17 protein-coding genes are annotated in these 14,887 nt (G+C 63.5%); 9 read left to right on the top strand and 8 right to left on the bottom strand.

Annotation, left to right across the window (positions count from 1 at the left end):
- The first annotated feature begins 7 nt into the window (after positions 1-7).
- Genes metW through B9A31_RS02175 form a run of 5 tightly spaced genes read left to right on the top strand, consistent with a single transcriptional unit; the run spans position 8 to position 3,186 of the window.
- The gene (gene metW, locus B9A31_RS02195) at positions 8-628 is read left to right on the top strand and encodes a methionine biosynthesis protein MetW (protein ID WP_003249106.1); all 621 of its coding nucleotides are present in this window, start codon (positions 8-10) and stop codon (positions 626-628) included.
- A gap of 22 nt (positions 629-650) precedes the next feature.
- The gene (locus B9A31_RS02190) at positions 651-1,085 is read left to right on the top strand and encodes a DUF4426 domain-containing protein (protein ID WP_019097208.1); all 435 of its coding nucleotides are present in this window, start codon (positions 651-653) and stop codon (positions 1,083-1,085) included.
- Positions 1,082-1,678 carry an RdgB/HAM1 family non-canonical purine NTP pyrophosphatase gene (rdgB, locus tag B9A31_RS02185; protein ID WP_019097207.1) on the top strand — a complete coding sequence of 199 codons (597 nt, stop codon included), beginning with the start codon at positions 1,082-1,084 and terminating at the stop codon, positions 1,676-1,678. The genes B9A31_RS02190 and rdgB overlap by 4 nt, the downstream gene beginning before the upstream one ends.
- A complete protein-coding gene (hemW, locus tag B9A31_RS02180) occupies positions 1,675-2,850 on the top strand; it encodes a radical SAM family heme chaperone HemW (RefSeq protein ID WP_019097206.1) in 1,176 nt (391 codons plus the stop codon). Before rdgB ends, hemW begins: the two co-directional genes overlap by 4 nt.
- A 9-nt stretch (positions 2,851-2,859) precedes the next feature.
- The gene (locus tag B9A31_RS02175) at positions 2,860-3,186 is read left to right on the top strand and encodes a DUF3392 domain-containing protein (protein ID WP_016712515.1); all 327 of its coding nucleotides are present in this window, start codon (positions 2,860-2,862) and stop codon (positions 3,184-3,186) included.
- A 631-nt stretch (positions 3,187-3,817) separates the two neighbouring features.
- Here B9A31_RS02175 and trmB read toward each other — a convergent pair.
- From trmB to B9A31_RS02155, 4 genes are all read right to left on the bottom strand, one after another.
- Positions 3,818-4,540 carry a tRNA (guanosine(46)-N7)-methyltransferase TrmB gene (trmB, locus tag B9A31_RS02170; protein WP_019097204.1) on the bottom strand — a complete coding sequence of 241 codons (723 nt, stop codon included), beginning with the start codon at positions 4,538-4,540 and terminating at the stop codon, positions 3,818-3,820.
- A 9-nt stretch (positions 4,541-4,549) separates the two neighbouring features.
- The gene (locus tag B9A31_RS02165) at positions 4,550-5,362 is read right to left on the bottom strand and encodes a thiazole synthase (RefSeq protein WP_019097203.1); all 813 of its coding nucleotides are present in this window, start codon (positions 5,360-5,362) and stop codon (positions 4,550-4,552) included.
- 54 nt (positions 5,363-5,416) lie between these two features.
- Positions 5,417-5,617 (bottom strand): sulfur carrier protein ThiS, encoded by a 201-nt coding sequence (gene thiS / locus B9A31_RS02160; RefSeq protein WP_012274654.1) that lies wholly within the window; start codon positions 5,615-5,617, stop codon positions 5,417-5,419.
- Between the two features lie 102 nt (positions 5,618-5,719).
- Positions 5,720-6,091 (bottom strand): DUF423 domain-containing protein, encoded by a 372-nt coding sequence (locus tag B9A31_RS02155; protein ID WP_016712519.1) that lies wholly within the window; start codon positions 6,089-6,091, stop codon positions 5,720-5,722.
- A 64-nt stretch (positions 6,092-6,155) separates the two neighbouring features.
- Between B9A31_RS02155 and mtgA the strand changes: the two genes are divergently transcribed.
- Positions 6,156-6,866 (top strand): monofunctional biosynthetic peptidoglycan transglycosylase, encoded by a 711-nt coding sequence (gene mtgA / locus B9A31_RS02150; RefSeq protein ID WP_025752243.1) that lies wholly within the window; start codon positions 6,156-6,158, stop codon positions 6,864-6,866.
- Positions 6,867-6,975: 109 nt separating this feature from the next.
- Here the strand turns inward: mtgA and rpoH are convergent, their stop codons facing one another.
- From rpoH to ftsY, 4 genes are all read right to left on the bottom strand, one after another.
- Entirely contained in the window at positions 6,976-7,830 is an 855-nt protein-coding gene (rpoH, locus tag B9A31_RS02145; RefSeq protein ID WP_015272155.1) for an RNA polymerase sigma factor RpoH, read from the bottom strand.
- A 111-nt stretch (positions 7,831-7,941) separates the two neighbouring features.
- Positions 7,942-8,967: a permease-like cell division protein FtsX gene (gene ftsX, locus B9A31_RS02140; protein WP_016712522.1), complete on the bottom strand. Its 1,026-nt coding sequence runs from the start codon at positions 8,965-8,967 to the stop codon at positions 7,942-7,944.
- The gene (gene ftsE / locus B9A31_RS02135) at positions 8,964-9,635 is read right to left on the bottom strand and encodes a cell division ATP-binding protein FtsE (protein ID WP_012274659.1); all 672 of its coding nucleotides are present in this window, start codon (positions 9,633-9,635) and stop codon (positions 8,964-8,966) included. The genes ftsX and ftsE overlap by 4 nt, the downstream gene beginning before the upstream one ends.
- A 2-nt stretch (positions 9,636-9,637) precedes the next feature.
- On the bottom strand, positions 9,638-11,164 hold the full coding sequence (gene ftsY / locus B9A31_RS02130; RefSeq protein ID WP_084296624.1) for a signal recognition particle-docking protein FtsY: 1,527 nt from the start codon (positions 11,162-11,164) through the stop codon (positions 9,638-9,640).
- 231 nt (positions 11,165-11,395) lie between these two features.
- On the opposite strand from ftsY, the gene B9A31_RS02120 reads away from it, so the two are divergent.
- Genes B9A31_RS02120 through rsmD form a run of 3 tightly spaced genes read left to right on the top strand, consistent with a single transcriptional unit; the run spans position 11,396 to position 14,836 of the window.
- Positions 11,396-12,751: a M16 family metallopeptidase gene (locus B9A31_RS02120; RefSeq protein ID WP_027610010.1), complete on the top strand. Its 1,356-nt coding sequence runs from the start codon at positions 11,396-11,398 to the stop codon at positions 12,749-12,751.
- Positions 12,744-14,234, top strand: a complete 1,491-nt coding sequence (locus B9A31_RS02115; protein WP_016712526.1) for a M16 family metallopeptidase — start codon at positions 12,744-12,746, stop codon at positions 14,232-14,234. The genes B9A31_RS02120 and B9A31_RS02115 overlap by 8 nt, the downstream gene beginning before the upstream one ends.
- Complete coding sequence (gene rsmD, locus B9A31_RS02110) at positions 14,234-14,836, top strand: 16S rRNA (guanine(966)-N(2))-methyltransferase RsmD (protein WP_016712527.1); 603 nt, start codon at positions 14,234-14,236, stop codon at positions 14,834-14,836. The genes B9A31_RS02115 and rsmD overlap by 1 nt, the downstream gene beginning before the upstream one ends.
- The last annotated feature ends 51 nt before the right edge of the window (positions 14,837-14,887 follow it).

The following is a 14,887-nucleotide window of genomic DNA, read 5'->3' as shown; positions in this document are numbered from 1 at the left end:
GGACAGCATGAGAGCCGATCTGGAAATCATCCACGACTGGATCCCCGCCGGCAGCCGGGTACTCGACCTGGGCTGCGGCAGCGGCGAACTGCTGGCCTCGCTGCGTGACCGCAAGCAAGTCACCGGCTATGGCCTGGAGATCGACGCCGACAACATTGCCGCGTGCGTGGCCAAGGGCGTCAACGTCATCGAGCAGGACCTGGACAAAGGCCTGGGCAACTTCGCCAGCAACAGTTTCGACGTAGTGATCATGACCCAGGCCCTGCAGGCCGTGGAGTACCCCGACCGCATCCTCGACGAGATGCTGCGCGTGGGCCGCCAGTGCATCATCACCTTCCCGAACTTCGGCCACTGGCGCTGCCGCTGGTACCTGGCCACCAAGGGACGCATGCCGGTATCGGACTTCATGCCGTATACCTGGTACAACACGCCGAACATCCACTTCTGCACCTTCGCCGACTTCGAAGAGCTGGTGCACGAGCGCAGGGCCAAGGTGCTCGACCGCCTTGCCGTCGACCACTTGCACCGCAACGGGTGGGGTGGCCGGCTTTGGCCTAATCTTCTAGGTGAGATCGGCATCTATCGCGTCAGCAGCCCGGGCCTGCAAGAGCACCAGCTCGCGGTCTGACGCCCACCGGAGGAATCGCCCCATGCATCGCCTAGCCCTGTTCCTGATCAGCCTGTGCCTGGCCTTGCCGGTACTGGCTGCCGATGCCGCCCGGCCCGAGCGCAAGGAAGTGTTTGGCGACGTGACGGTGCACTACAGCGCGTTCACGTCGAGCATGCTCACGCCCGAGGTGGCCGCAGCCACCGGCCTGGTGCGCAGCAAGAACCAGGGCGTGCTCAACATTGCCGTACTCAAGGCCAACAAACCTGCCACAGCGGTGGTCAGCGGCACGGTCAAGGACCTGACCGGGCGCAGCAGCCCACTGTCGTTCAAACAGATTACCGAACAGGGCGCGGTGTACTACATCGCCCAGTTCAAGATCGAACAGCCAGAAACCGTTACCTTCGACCTGAATATCGAAACCGGCGGTATCAGCAATTCCCTTAGCTTCAACCAGGAAGTGTTCCCAGGCGAATGATGAATTTCCAGCAACTCGTATTGGCCAGCCACAACGCCGGCAAACTCAAGGAACTGCAGGCCATGCTCGGCCAGTCCGTGCAACTGCGTTCGATTGGCGAATTCAGCCAGGTAGAGCCAGAAGAAACCGGCCTGTCGTTCGTTGAAAACGCCATTCTCAAGGCGCGTAACGCCGCACGTATCTCCGGCCTGCCGGCCTTGGCTGACGATTCCGGCCTGGCGGTGGACTTCCTCGGTGGTGCGCCGGGTATCTACTCGGCGCGCTACGCCGACGGCAAGGGTGACGCGGCCAACAATGCCAAGCTGCTCGAAGCCTTGAAGGACGTGCCCGAAGCCGAGCGCGGTGCGCAGTTCGTCTGCGTACTGGCGCTGGTGCGCCACGCCGACGACCCGCTGCCAATCCTGTGCGAAGGCCTATGGCACGGCAGCATCCTGTTCGAGGCCAGCGGCGAGCACGGCTTTGGCTATGACCCGCTGTTCTGGGTGCCGGAACGCAACTGCTCCAGCGCCGACCTGGCCCCTGTGGACAAAAACCAGCTCAGCCACCGCGCCCGTGCCATGGCCCTGCTGCGCCAACGTCTGGGCCTGGCATGATCGCAACGCTGTCCACCCCCGGCGCGGCGGGTTTCACCAGCCTGCCGCCGCTGGCGCTGTACATCCACATTCCGTGGTGCGTACGCAAGTGCCCTTACTGCGACTTCAACTCCCACGCTGCCGGGCCTGAACTGCCGGAAGACGCCTACGTCACAGCACTACTGGACGACCTCGATCAGGAGCTGGCTGCCGTACAGAGCCGCCCGATCAGTTCGATCTTCTTCGGTGGCGGTACGCCCAGCCTGTTCAGTGCCAACGCCTTGGGCCGGCTGCTGCGAGGCGTGGAACAACGCATCCCGTTCGCACCCGACATCGAAATCACCCTGGAAGCGAACCCTGGCACCTTCGAGCAGGACAAGTTCAAGGCCTACCGGCAAACCGGCATCAACCGCCTGTCCATCGGTGTGCAAAGTTTCCAGCCCGCCAAGCTGGAGGCGCTGGGGCGCATCCACAATGGCGATGAAGCGGTCCGTGCTGCCGGCATGGCGCGTGCGGCCGGCTTCGACAACTTCAACATGGACCTGATGCACGGCCTGCCCGACCAGTCGCTGGAGGATGCGCTGGGCGACCTGCGCCAGGCCATCGACCTGGGGCCGACGCACCTGTCGTGGTACCAGCTGACCGTGGAGCCAAACACGGTGTTCTGGAACCAACCGCCAGAGCTGCCCGAAGACGACATCCTCTGGGACATCCAGGAAGCCGGCCAGGCACTGATGGCCGAGCATGGCTTCCGCCAGTACGAGGTATCGGCCTACGCCCAGGCGGGCCGCGCTGCCCGGCACAACCTGAACTACTGGCGCTTCGGTGACTTCATCGGCATCGGCGCTGGTGCCCACGGCAAGCTGACTTTCGCCGACGGGCGCATCCTGCGTACCTGGAAGACCCGCCTGCCCAAGGATTACCTGAACCTGGCCAAGCCATTCAAGGCCGGCGAGAAGCTGCTGCCGGTCGACGAGCTGCCATTCGAGTTCCTGATGAACGCCCTGCGCCTGACCGACGGAGTGGAAGCCGAGCTGTTCACCCTGCGCACCGGTTTGCCACTGGAGCAACTGCGCGAGGCACGCCGCGCCGCCGAACAAAAGGGCCTTTTGCAGGTCGAACCGGATCGACTGGTGGCCACGCCGAGGGGCCAATTGTTCCTCAATGACCTGCTGCAGTATTTCTTGACCTAAGGATGACCCATGGATCTGGTACTTGATCTGCTCGCGACGGTTTCCCGCTGGAGCCGCGGTAACCTGTCGGAGATTTCACTGGCCTTGGTAGGCTGCCTGCTGGTGCTGTTTGGTAGCGATGTCAAAGCCTGGGCCGAGCAGCGGCTGGGTGGCTTGGCGGGCGCATTGCGAGTGCCGTTCATGGCGCTGATGGTGATGATCGGCAGCGGTGCGGCGCTGATCTATGCCACGCCGTGGGTGGTGAAGGGGTTGAGCCAGTTCAACAACTACGCGCTCGCGCCGGTGCTGTTGGTAGTGCTGGTGTTGATTGGTGTGGTGGCGGATCGCCGCGGGTAAGCATTGCTAAAAGCTGCCCCGGGATACCAGGGCAGCCCTACCTCCTGACTAGCCCTTAACGGGCATCATCGAAGTGGTCGCGCATGAAATCCCGAACGGTCTTGATCACTATCAAGATCCGGGCAAGCTTCCAGACGCGGCTCAGCGCATCAAGCAAACGCTTCATATGCCTTGGCCTCCATGTTGGCGGGCCAATCTTCCAGCATCTAACCGGCACTTCGATGCCTTCGAAAACCAGGTGAAGGCTTTCAGTGAAGTGGCCAGGTCAATGGCCCTTCGATAAACATTTACCGGCACGGTTCTCAGGCCGTGTCGAAGGGGCCGGAAAGCGGCATTCTTCTCCTACCCGGCCCATCACTGAATCCATCCACAAGGGAGCCATGCGATGATACGTGGAGCAGCCTCCCAAAGCTGTTAACAGCTCCGACACACGTGATGCCGCATGTTTCCATGCATTGACGCGCGTTCGCGGGCTACCTATGATCGTTCGACCAGGTGGGGGTTTTCAGTGAAGTCCCAGAGCGAAGGATACTCAGTCCTGTTGCTCACAAAAAAACCGCCTTTCTCAAGGCGGTTTTTTTTCGCCTGCATTTCTGCAAGCACCAGCACATCGAAAGGCCGTATCAGCCGTTCAATCCACCTTCTCGAACTTCAAGTCCCACACCCCATGTCCCAGCCGCTCGCCGCGGCGTTCGAACTTGGTGATCGGGCGCTCTTCCGGGCGTGGCACGTAGGTGCCGTCGGCCGCACGGTTGCGATAGCCAGGCGCAGCACTCATCACTTCCAGCATATACTCGGCATACGGCTCCCAGTCGGTCGCCATGTGGAACACGCCACCGGGCTTGAGCTTGCGACGTACCAGCTCGGCAAACTCCAGCTGCACGATGCGGCGCTTGTGGTGACGGGCCTTGTGCCACGGGTCGGGGAAGAACAGCATCAAGCGGTCGAGGCTGTTGTCCGCCACGCAGCGGTTCAGCACTTCGATGGCATCGCAGTCATACACCCGCAGGTTCTTCAGGCCCTGGGTCAGCACGCCGTTGAGCAGCGCGCCCACACCGGGGCGGTGCACTTCCACGCCGATAAAGTCCTGCTCAGGCGCGGCAGCAGCCATTTCCAGCAGGGAATGGCCCATGCCGAAGCCGATCTCCAGGGTGCGCGGCGCCGAGCGGCCAAACACCTGGTCGTAGTCCACCGGGCTGTCGGCCAGCGGCAGGATGTACAGTGGGCCGCCCTGGTCCAGGCCGCGTTGCTGGCCTTCGGTCATGCGCCCGGCGCGCATCACGAAGCTCTTGATGCGGCGGTGTGGGCGGGCGTCGCCGTCGGGGGTGATCGGCGTATCGTGCGATTCAGTCATCAGGGGCTCTTACTTGATCAGACCATCCAGCGGCGAAGAGGCGCTGGCATAGAGTTTCTTCGGCATGCGGCCGGCCAGGTAGGCCAGGCGACCGGCGACGATGGCGTGCTTCATGGCTTCGGCCATCAGCACTGGCTGCTGGGCGTGGGCAATGGCCGAGTTCATCAGCACGGCCTCGCAACCCATTTCCATGGCGATGGTGGCGTCGGAAGCCGTGCCTACCCCCGCATCGACCAGTACCGGCACCTTGGACTCCTCCAGGATGATCTGCAGGTTGTAGGGGTTGCAGATACCCAGGCCGGTACCAATCAGGCCAGCCAGTGGCATCACCGCGATGCAGCCGGCTTCGGCCAGTTGGCGAGCAATGATCGGGTCATCGCTGGTGTACACCATCACGTCGAAACCTTCCTTGACCAGCACTTCGGCGGCCTTGAGGGTTTCGATCACGTTGGGGAACAGGGTTTTCTGGTCGGCCAGCACTTCCAGCTTTACCAGCGTGCGGGATTCGTGCGATTTGCGGCCATCGAGCAGCTCGCGGGCCAGACGGCAAGTGCGTACCGCTTCCACCGCGTCAAAGCAGCCTGCCGTGTTCGGCAGGATGGTGTACTTGTCGGGCGACAGTACGTCGAGCAGGTTCGGCTCGCCCGCATTCTGGCCAAGGTTGGTGCGGCGAACGGCGACGGTGACGATTTCAGCACCCGAGGCTTCGGTGGCCAGGCGGGTTTCTTCCATGTCACGGTACTTGCCGGTGCCCACCAGCAGGCGCGACTGGAAAGTACGCCCGGCCAGGGTGAAGGGCTTGTCGCTACGAACGTTGCTCATCGTTGTTCCTCGGGAAAAGGTTGCAGGGCTAGCTTGTGAACCGCCGGGCTGCTGTCAGCCGCCACCAATGGCGTGGACCACTTCGACCTGGTCGCCGTCGTTCAGCAGCGTGCTGTCGTGCTGGCTGCGCGGCACGATATCCAGGTTCAGTTCCACTGCGACACGGCGCCCGGCAAGCTCCAGGCGCGTCAGCAGGGCTGCAACGCTTTCACCAGCAGGCAGTTCGTAAGGTTCACCGTTCAGTTGAATGCGCATGCGCACGGCCACCATTGTTCTTTGGGGCCCGCATTCTAGCGCCGAACCGCCCTGCAACCCAAGGGCGGTGCGCGCCATTAGTCGCGATTGTGGACCACCCGGTCAGCCCAGCCGCCAGGCTGCCAGGCCCAGGCACAACCAGCCGGCCAGGAAGCACAGGCCGCCAATCGGGGTGATGATGCCCAGCTTGCCCAGGCCGCTGAGGGTCAGCAGGTACAGGCTGCCGGAGAACAGCACGATCCCCAGGGCAAACAGGCCGCCAGCCCAGCCCACCAAGCGCCCGGGCAGGTGCGCCGAGAGCACGGCAACGCCGAAGATCGCCAGGGCATGCACCAGCTGGTAGGTCACACCGGTATGGAAAATGGTCAGGTAGTCAGCCGTCAGACGGTTTTTCAGACCGTGGGCGGCGAAGGCACCCAGGGCGACCCCGGTAAAGCCGAAAAAGGCGGCAAGCATCAGGAAGCTGCGAAGCATGGGACGACTCCTTGGATCGGGTCTGTATAATGGCCCCTTCCACCCGTACGGCCAAGCCATCGCCATGCTGCCAACCCTTCTTCGCCGCCTTTCCCGTGCCCTGCTCTGGTTCGCAGCCGGCAGCACCGTGCTGGTGCTGGTGTTCCGCTGGGTGCCACCGCCCGGTACGGCACTGATGGTCGAGCGCAAGGTGCAATCGTGGGTCAGTGGCGAGCCGATCGACCTGAAACGCGACTGGGAGCCGTGGGAGAACATCTCCGATGAGCTGAAGGTTGCCGTCATTGCGGGTGAGGACCAGAAGTTCGCCAACCATTGGGGGTTCGACATCCCGGCCATCCAGGCGGCACTGGCCTATAACGAGCGCGGCGGCAGCGTTCGCGGTGCCAGCACCCTCACCCAGCAAGTAGCCAAGAACCTGTTTCTGTGGTCCGGGCGCAGTTGGTTCCGCAAAGGGCTGGAGGCGTGGTTCACGGCCTTGATCGAGCTGTTCTGGTCGAAGGAGCGAATTCTCGAGGTCTATTTGAACAGCGCCGAATGGGGCAAGGGCGTGTTCGGCGCTCAGGCGGCGGCGCGCTATCACTTTGGCGTGGATGCCAGCCGGCTTAGCCGCCAGCAGGCGGCGCAACTGGCGGCCGTGCTGCCTAGCCCGATCAAGTGGAGTGCCAGCCGGCCAAGTGCCTATGTGGCCAGCCGGGCCGGGTGGATTCGCCGGCAGATGAGCCAGTTGGGTGGGCCTGGCTACCTGATGCAACTCGACACTTCGCGCAAACTTTGAGCCTTTTGGGGCTGCCGCGAAAGGGCCGCACAGCGGCCCCAAAACCTCACAGGCATGAAAAAGCCGCTGCCCCTCACGGCCAGCGGCTTTTCAATACAGCCAGGCTAGATCAGACCGCGATCAACGCCTTGACCTTGTTCATCGCATTCTTCTCCAGCTGGCGAATCCGCTCAGCCGACACGCTGTACTTGTCTGCCAGCTCATGCAGCGTGGCCTTCTCTTCCGCCAACCAGCGCTGGTAGAGAATATCGCGGCTGCGCTCGTCCAGCCCTTGCAGGGCTTCATGCAGGTTACTGGTCGAATTGTCGCTCCAGTCAGCATCCTCCAGTTGCACCGCCGGGTCGTACCGGTGGTCTTCCAGATAATGTGCAGGCGACTGGAAGGCGCTGTCGTCGTCAGCTTCCGCTGCCGGGTCGAACGCCATGTCCTGGCCACTCAAGCGGCTTTCCATCTCACGCACTTCACGCGGCTCTACACCAAGGCTTTCTGCCACGCGATGCACTTCGTCGTTGTTCAGCCAGGCCAGACGCTTTTTCTGGCTGCGCAGGTTGAAGAACAGTTTGCGCTGGGCCTTGGTGGTCGCCACCTTGACGATACGCCAGTTGCGCAGGATGAATTCGTGGATTTCTGCCTTGATCCAGTGCACGGCGAACGACACCAGGCGCACACCCATTTCCGGGTTGAAGCGCTTGACGGCTTTCATCAGGCCGACGTTGCCTTCCTGGATAAGGTCAGCCTGGGCCAGCCCGTAACCCGCATAGCTACGGGCAATGTGTACGACGAAACGCAGGTGGGCCATCACCATTTGACGAGCGGCCTCGACATCCTGCTCATAATAGAGACGCTCGCCCAGATCACGCTCCTGCTCGACCGTCAGCAGCGGGATGCTGTTGACCGTGTGCACATAGGCTTCCAGGTTTGCACCGGGTACCAAGGCATAGGCAGGTTGCAACGATGTGGTCATTCAAGAACCTCCGACTTACAAAACTCGCGCCTTGTGGGCGCTGCCAACATTGACCTGGAACGACGGTACAAGTTCCACAGTGAAGAAAATGTCAATGCTGGCACGTAAAAACTATCGCGGCGCCAGCTCGTTCAGGTGACGAGCGACTGCGATCCATGCACCGATATACCCCAACAACACTGCTCCGATCAAGAGGGACAGACCATCGGACGCCGGCACCCCCCCCAGGGCGAAATCACTGCCATACAGCCCGGAAAGCCCTACAACCGCCTCGTTCAGCCAGTTCAGGCCAAACGCCAGGATGCCCCACGCCAACAGGCCCGCACCCAGGCCATAGAGGGCACCCATGTACAGGAAAGGCCGGCGTACGTAGGCGTCGGTGCCGCCGACCAGCTTGATCACTTCGATCTCGATCCGGCGGTTTTCAATGTGTAGACGAATTGTGTTACCGATTACTAACAACAGGGCAGAAATCAGCATCACGGCCAAGCCGAAGACGAAACGGTCACCCAGCTTGAGAATGGCCGCCAGGCGCTCGACCCACACCAGGTCCAGCTGCGCCACTTCAACCCGTGGCAGCTCCGACAGACGCTGACGCAACGCTTCCAGGGCCGGTTTGTCGACCTCGGTCGGGGTCACAACCACCACGCCAGGCAACGGGTTGTCGGGCAGTTCACGCAGGGCCTCGCCCAGGCCGGACTGCTGCTGGAATTCCTCCAGCGCCTGCTCGCGGCTGACATATTGCGCGTCCGCCACGCCGGGCATGCCCTTGATCTCATCCCGCAGCGCCTCACCATCACGGCTGCCGGCATCCAGCTTGAGGAACAGCGAAATCTGCGCGGCGCGCTGCCACGAGCCGCCGAGCTGCTCGATGTTCTTCAGCAGCAACGACAGGCCCATGGGCATGCTCAGCGCCACCGCCATCACCAGGCAGGTGAAAAAGCTGCCGATCGGTTGCTTGCCCAAGCGGCGCAGGCTGTCGGCCATGCTGGCACGGTGGCTTTCCAGCCAGGCATGCAACAGCGTGCGGAAATCCGGGCCATCATCGTCTTCGCCGCGTTTTTTCTTCGCCGGTTGCGGGTCAGCGGGCTTTGGTGCAACCCGCTCGGAAACCTTCGGCGTACGTGTAGTGCTCATTGCCCGGCCTCCCCATCGCCGATCAAGCGGCCGCGTTGCAAGGTCAGCATGCGGTGGCGCATGCGCGCAATCAGTGCCAGGTCGTGGCTGGCGATCAATACCGTGGTACCCAGGCGGTTGATGTCCTCGAACACACCCATGATCTCTGCGGCCAGGCGCGGGTCGAGGTTACCGGTGGGTTCGTCGGCCAGCAGCAGGGCCGGCTGGTGGACGATGGCGCGGGCAATGCCTACCCGCTGCTGCTGCCCGGTGGACAGGTCGGCCGGGAACAGCTCGCCCTTGTCGGACAGTGATACACGCTCCAGGGCCGAATCCACGCGCTTGGCGATCTCCGCCTTGGACAGGCCGAGAATCTGCAGGGGCAAGGCGATGTTGTTGAACACCGTGCGGTCGAACAACAGCTGGTGGTTCTGAAACACCACGCCGATCTGCCGGCGCAGGAACGGGATTTGCGCATTGCTGATCTGGCCCAGGTCCTGCCCGGCCAGCATGAGCTTGCCGCTGGTCGGGCGCTCCATGGCCAGCAACAGGCGCAGCAAGGTGCTCTTGCCGGCGCCCGAGTGCCCCGTGACGAACAGGAACTCGCCCCGGCGCGCCCGGAAACTCAGCTCATGCAAACCCACATGACCATTGGGGTAGCGCTTGGCAACCTGTTCGAATCGGATCATGGTCAGTCTCGCTCGGCGAACAGAGCCTTGACGAACGGCTCGGCTTCGAAGGTACGCAGGTCGTCGATGCCTTCACCCACACCGATGAAGCGGATCGGAATGTTGAACTGCTTGGCCAGGGCGAAGATCACCCCGCCCTTGGCAGTGCCGTCCAGCTTGGTCAGGGCCAGGCCGGTCAGCTCAACGCTCTGGTTGAAGTACTTGGCCTGGCTGATGGCGTTCTGGCCAGTACCGGCGTCGAGCACCAGCAGCACCTCGTGCGGCGCATCGGCGTCGAGCTTGCCGATAACCCGGCGGACCTTCTTCAGCTCTTCCATCAAGTTGTCTTTGGTGTGCAGGCGGCCGGCGGTATCAGCGATCAGCACATCGGCGCCACGCGCCTTGGCGGCTTGAACGGCGTCGAAGATCACCGACGCGGAATCGGCGCCAGTATGCTGGGCGATTACCGGAATCTGGTTACGCTCGCCCCACACTTGCAACTGCTCGACCGCTGCGGCACGGAAGGTATCGCCAGCGGCCAGCATCACCTTCTTGCCTTCCAGCTGCAGCTTCTTGGCCAGCTTGCCGATGGTGGTGGTCTTGCCGGCGCCGTTCACGCCAACCACGAGGATGACGTAAGGCTTGTTTTGCGCCTGCACTTTCAACGGCTGCTCGACCGGGCGCAGCAGTGCGGCCAGCTCTTCCTGCAGCGACTTGTACAGGGCATCGGCGTCGGCCAGCTGCTTGCGCGCGACCTTCTGGGTCAGGTTCTGGACGATAGCCGAGGTTGCTTCCACGCCGACGTCAGCGGTCAGCAAACGGGTCTCGATCTCGTCGAGCAGGTCGTCGTCGATGACTTTCTTGCCCAGGAACAGGCTGGCCATGCCCTCGCCGATGCTGGCGCTGGTCTTCGACAGGCCCTGCTTCAGGCGGGCGAAGAAGCCGGGTTTGGCTTGTTCGACAACGGCTGGGGCAGCGACAGGGGCCGGTTCTGGCTCGACAGGTGCTGCTACCAGACGCTCGGGGATCGCTGGCGGGGCCTTTGGCTCCAGGTCGGGAACCAGAGCAACAGGCTCTTCGGCAACGGGCAGGACCAGGTTGCTGACAGGGGGCTCGACGGCTTGAATGACCGGTGCTGCTACGGGTGCAGGGGTTTCGACCTGCGGGGCGGCAGGCTCTGCAGTCGCGGGCACGCCCGCTCCCAGAGGGGCCGGGGTTGGCTCAGGGGCCTGGGCCACCACAGGGGCAGGTGCCGGCTCGAATACCGGAGTCGCCACTGGCGCCGTTGCAGGCTCAGAGGCCAAGGCTGGCTCGGCAACCCGAGGGGCCTCCGCTACAGCTGCGGGGGCTGCTGCAACCACCGGCTCGACCGGAGCAGCTTCAGGGCGCTCGACGGCGGGCTGCGGCGCTACGGGTTCTGCAGCCTGGGGTTCGGGGGCTTGTGGCTGTTCGGCGACAGGTTGCTGCGGCTTCTTTCGAAACCAGCTGAACAGGCCTTTCTTTTCGCCAGCCTCGGCCGGCGCTTTTTTGTCGTCGTTGGAACCAAACATGGAGGACGGCTATCTCAGGGTAGCGATGAGCCAGCAATGGCACATCGGGAATTCTCTCTACGCAGAACAGACTATCTTGAAGCCCGCTGGTTCATGCGCAACGTTTTGTCTTAGTGTCCTGTGGGCCAGAACGGCGACAGGCATGGTCGCCAGGCAACCGGATCAGTATCCTAGCACCTCCTGGCCCGTCGACGCTAAACCCAGCGGGCCGCCGAACAGGTTAAACACCGTATGAATGCTCTAGCCCGCCGCGCCGCTGGCCTGTTGTTCGGCACGCTCTGCCTGCCGCTCGCGGCCCTCGCCGCCGATGTGCAACCCACCCACGAATTCATCCTCGACAATGGCCTGAAAGTGGTCGTGCGCGAAGACCACCGCGCCCCGGTGGTGGTCTCGCAGATCTGGTACAAGGTGGGTTCCAGCTACGAGACCCCGGGCCAGACCGGCTTGTCCCACGCGCTGGAACACATGATGTTCAAGGGCAGCGCCAAGGTCGGCCCCGGCGAAGCTTCGCGCATCCTGCGTGACCTGGGCGCCGACGAAAACGCCTTCACCAGCGACGACTACACCGCTTACTACCAGGTGCTGGCCCGCGACCGCCTGCCGGTAGCCCTGGAGCTGGAGGCTGACCGCCTGGCCAGTCTGCGCCTGCCCGCCGACGAGTTCAGCCGCGAAATCGAGGTCATCAAGGAAGAGCGCCGCCTGCGTACGGACGACCAGCCCAATCAAAAGGCGTTTGAGCTGTTCCGCGCCATGGCCTACCCAGCCAGCGGCTACCACACCCCGACCATCGGCTGGATGGCCGACCTTGAACGTATGAAGGTCGAGGAGCTGCGTCACTGGTACGAGTCCTGGTACGCGCCCAACAACGCGACGCTGGTGGTGGTCGGCGATGTTACCGCCGACGAGGTCAAGGGCCTGGCGCAGAAGTATTTCGGCAGCATTCCCAAGCGCGCCGTGCCACCGGCCAAACTGCCCCTGGAGCTGGGCGAACCTGGCCACCGCCAGTTGACCCTGCATGTACGCACCCAACTGCCCAGCCTGATCTACGGCTTCAACGTGCCCGGCCTGCCCACCGCCAAGGACCCGCGGACCGTGCACGCCCTGCGCCTGATCTCGGCCCTGCTCGATGGCGGCTACAGCGCCCGCATGCCGGCACGCCTGGAGCGTGGTCAGGAGCTGGTGGCCGGCGCTTCTTCCAGCTACAACGCCTTCACCCGCGGCGACAGCCTGTTCCTGATTTCGGCTACGCCGAACGTGCAAAAGCAGAAAACCCTCGCCGATGTCGAAAAAGGCATCTGGCAGTTGCTTGAAGAACTCAAGACCACCCCGCCCAGTGCCGAAGAGCTCGAACGCGTTCGCGCCCAGGTCATCGCCGGCCTGGTCTACGACCGCGACTCCATCAGCAGCCAGGCCACCACCATCGGCCAGCTGGAAACCGTCGGCCTGTCCTGGAAGCTGATCGACAGCGAGCTGGACGAGCTCAAGCGTGTCACCCCGCAGGACATCCAGAACGCCGCGCGCACCTATTTCACCCGCGAACGCCTGAGCGTTGCCCATGTACTGCCCGAGGAGTCCGCTCATGAGTGATTGCCGCGCACCACGCCCAACCCTGCTGGCCACCGGCATCCGCGCCCTGGCGCTGGCGACCGTGCTGGCCGCCCCGGCCATGGCCGACAACGCCGCCAAGGCCGACAACAGCGCCGCTCGCCCAGCCAACACCTTGCAGTCCTTGGCAGAGCTGGATGGCAAGGCACCCAGCCGGCGCCAGTTGAACATTCAGCACTGGAACACCGCCGAAGGCGCCCGTGTGCTGTTCGTAGAAGCCCGCGAACTGCCCATGTTCGACCTGCGCGTCACCTTCGCCGCCGGCAGCAGCCAGGACGGCGTTACGCCAGGCGTGGCCGCACTGACCAACGCCATGCTCAACGAGGGCGTTGCCGGCAAGGACGTGACCGCCATCGCCGAAGGCTTCGAAGGCCTGGGCGCGGACTTTGGCAACGGCTCCTACCGCGACATGGCCGTGGCCTCGCTGCGCAGCCTCAGCGCCAAGGACAAACGCGAACCGGCTCTCAAGCTGTTTACCGAGGTGGCGGGCAAGCCGACCTTCCCCGAGGACGCCCTCAAGCGCATCAAGAACCAGATGCTGGCCGGCTTCGAATACGAAAAGCAAAACCCCGGCAAGATCGCGGGCAAGGCGCTGTTCGGCAAGCTTTACGGCGATCACCCTTACGCCCACCCCAGCGACGGTACCGCCGAAAGCATCGACGGCATCACCCTGGCACAGCTGCGCGCCTTCCATGCCAAAGCCTATACCGGTGGCAACGCGGTCATCGCGCTGGTCGGCGACCTGAGCCGCGCGGAAGCCGAAGCCATTGCGGCCCAGGTATCTGCCGGCCTGCCGAAGGGCCCGGCACTGGCCGCGCCAGCCCAGCCCACTGACGCCAAGGCTGGCCTGACTCACATCGACTTCCCGTCCAAGCAAACCCACCTGATGCTGGCCGAACTGGGTATCGACCGCCAGGACCCGGACTGGCCAGCCCTGTCGCTGGGCAACCAGATCCTCGGCGGCGGTGCGTTCGGCACCCGCCTGATGAGCGAGGTACGTGAAAAGCGCGGCCTGACCTACGGCGTGTACTCGGTGTTCAGCCCGATGCAGGTGCGCGGCCCGTTCATGATCAACCTGCAAACCCGTGCCGAGCTGAGCGAAGGCACGCTGAAGCTGGTGCAGGACATTCTTGCCGACTACCTCAAACATGGCCCTACCCAGCAAGAGCTGGACGATGCCAAGCGTGAACTGGCCGGCAGCTTCCCGCTGTCCAATGCCAGCAACGCCAGCATCGTCGGGCAACTGGGTGCAATCGGCTTCTACAACCTGCCACTGACCTGGCTGGAGGACTTCATGCAGCAGTCCCAGGCCCTCACCGTCGAACAGGTCAAGGCGGCCATGAACAAACACCTGTCAGCCGATAAACTGGTGATCGTCACCGTTGGCCCGAAAGTGCCACAAAAACCGCTGCCAGCCCCCACTGACAAGCCCTCCGAGCAGCCGCTCGGAGTACCGGAGCACTAATGCCAAGATCCACCCCTCCCGCCCGCCCGCAATCGGGCCAAAGCAAGGGCCAGGGCCACCTGCGCATCATCGCCGGCGAGTGGCGCAGCCGTCGCCTGGCGGTACCGGAAGGCGAAGGCCTGCGGCCAACGCCCGACCGCGTGCGGGAAACCGTATTCAACTGGCTGGCCCCTTACATCGAAGGCGCCCGCGTGCTGGACGCCTTCACCGGGAGCGGCGCCCTGGTGCTCGAAGCCCTGTCGCGCGGAGCGGAAGACGCAGTGGCGCTGGACAGCAACCCGGCGGCCATCGCCAACCTGAAGAACAACCTCGAAATCCTGCGCTGCCCGCGTGGGCAGATCCTGCAAACCGATGCCCTGCGCTACCTGCAAGGCCCGGCCAAGCAGCAGTTCGATGTGGTGTTCCTCGACCCGCCGTTCCACCAAGACCTGCTGGCCAACACCTGCAACCTGCTGGAGCAGAACCAGTGGCTGCGCGAACAGGCGTGGGTCTACACCGAAAGCGAAGCCGCGCCTTCAACCTTGCAACTGCCAGGCAACTGGCGCCTGCACCGCGAGAAGAAAACCGGTCAAGTGCACTACGCGCTCTGGCAGCGGGACTAACCGTTTAACCCAAGGTTGGCTACTTAGTTACCCCCAGCCCGCCGACCACAT

The organism is Pseudomonas sp. URIL14HWK12:I5, assembly GCF_900176445.1.
Lineage (GTDB): Bacteria > Pseudomonadota > Gammaproteobacteria > Pseudomonadales > Pseudomonadaceae > Aquipseudomonas > Aquipseudomonas monteilii.
Note: the sequence above shows the minus strand (reverse complement) of the source record. Positions and strands in the feature narration are given on the sequence as shown.

Bases quoted from the DNA above. Each gene is read 5' to 3' on its own strand.
- metW (WP_003249106.1), top strand. From the start codon at position 8: ATGAGAGCCGATCTGGAAATCATCCACGACTGGATCCCCGCCGGCAGC.
- B9A31_RS02190 (WP_019097208.1), top strand. From the start codon at position 651: ATGCATCGCCTAGCCCTGTTCCTGATCAGCCTGTGCCTGGCCTTGCCG.
- rdgB (WP_019097207.1), top strand. From the start codon at position 1,082: ATGATGAATTTCCAGCAACTCGTATTGGCCAGCCACAACGCCGGCAAA.
- hemW (WP_019097206.1), top strand. From the start codon at position 1,675: ATGATCGCAACGCTGTCCACCCCCGGCGCGGCGGGTTTCACCAGCCTG.
- B9A31_RS02175 (WP_016712515.1), top strand. From the start codon at position 2,860: ATGGATCTGGTACTTGATCTGCTCGCGACGGTTTCCCGCTGGAGCCGC.
- trmB (WP_019097204.1), bottom strand. From the start codon at position 4,540: ATGACTGAATCGCACGATACGCCGATCACCCCCGACGGCGACGCCCGC.
- B9A31_RS02165 (WP_019097203.1), bottom strand. From the start codon at position 5,362: ATGAGCAACGTTCGTAGCGACAAGCCCTTCACCCTGGCCGGGCGTACT.
- thiS (WP_012274654.1), bottom strand. From the start codon at position 5,617: ATGCGCATTCAACTGAACGGTGAACCTTACGAACTGCCTGCTGGTGAA.
- B9A31_RS02155 (WP_016712519.1), bottom strand. From the start codon at position 6,091: ATGCTTCGCAGCTTCCTGATGCTTGCCGCCTTTTTCGGCTTTACCGGG.
- mtgA (WP_025752243.1), top strand. From the start codon at position 6,156: ATGCTGCCAACCCTTCTTCGCCGCCTTTCCCGTGCCCTGCTCTGGTTC.
- rpoH (WP_015272155.1), bottom strand. From the start codon at position 7,830: ATGACCACATCGTTGCAACCTGCCTATGCCTTGGTACCCGGTGCAAAC.
- ftsX (WP_016712522.1), bottom strand. From the start codon at position 8,967: ATGAGCACTACACGTACGCCGAAGGTTTCCGAGCGGGTTGCACCAAAG.
- ftsE (WP_012274659.1), bottom strand. From the start codon at position 9,635: ATGATCCGATTCGAACAGGTTGCCAAGCGCTACCCCAATGGTCATGTG.
- ftsY (WP_084296624.1), bottom strand. From the start codon at position 11,164: ATGTTTGGTTCCAACGACGACAAAAAAGCGCCGGCCGAGGCTGGCGAA.
- B9A31_RS02120 (WP_027610010.1), top strand. From the start codon at position 11,396: ATGAATGCTCTAGCCCGCCGCGCCGCTGGCCTGTTGTTCGGCACGCTC.
- B9A31_RS02115 (WP_016712526.1), top strand. From the start codon at position 12,744: ATGAGTGATTGCCGCGCACCACGCCCAACCCTGCTGGCCACCGGCATC.
- rsmD (WP_016712527.1), top strand. From the start codon at position 14,234: ATGCCAAGATCCACCCCTCCCGCCCGCCCGCAATCGGGCCAAAGCAAG.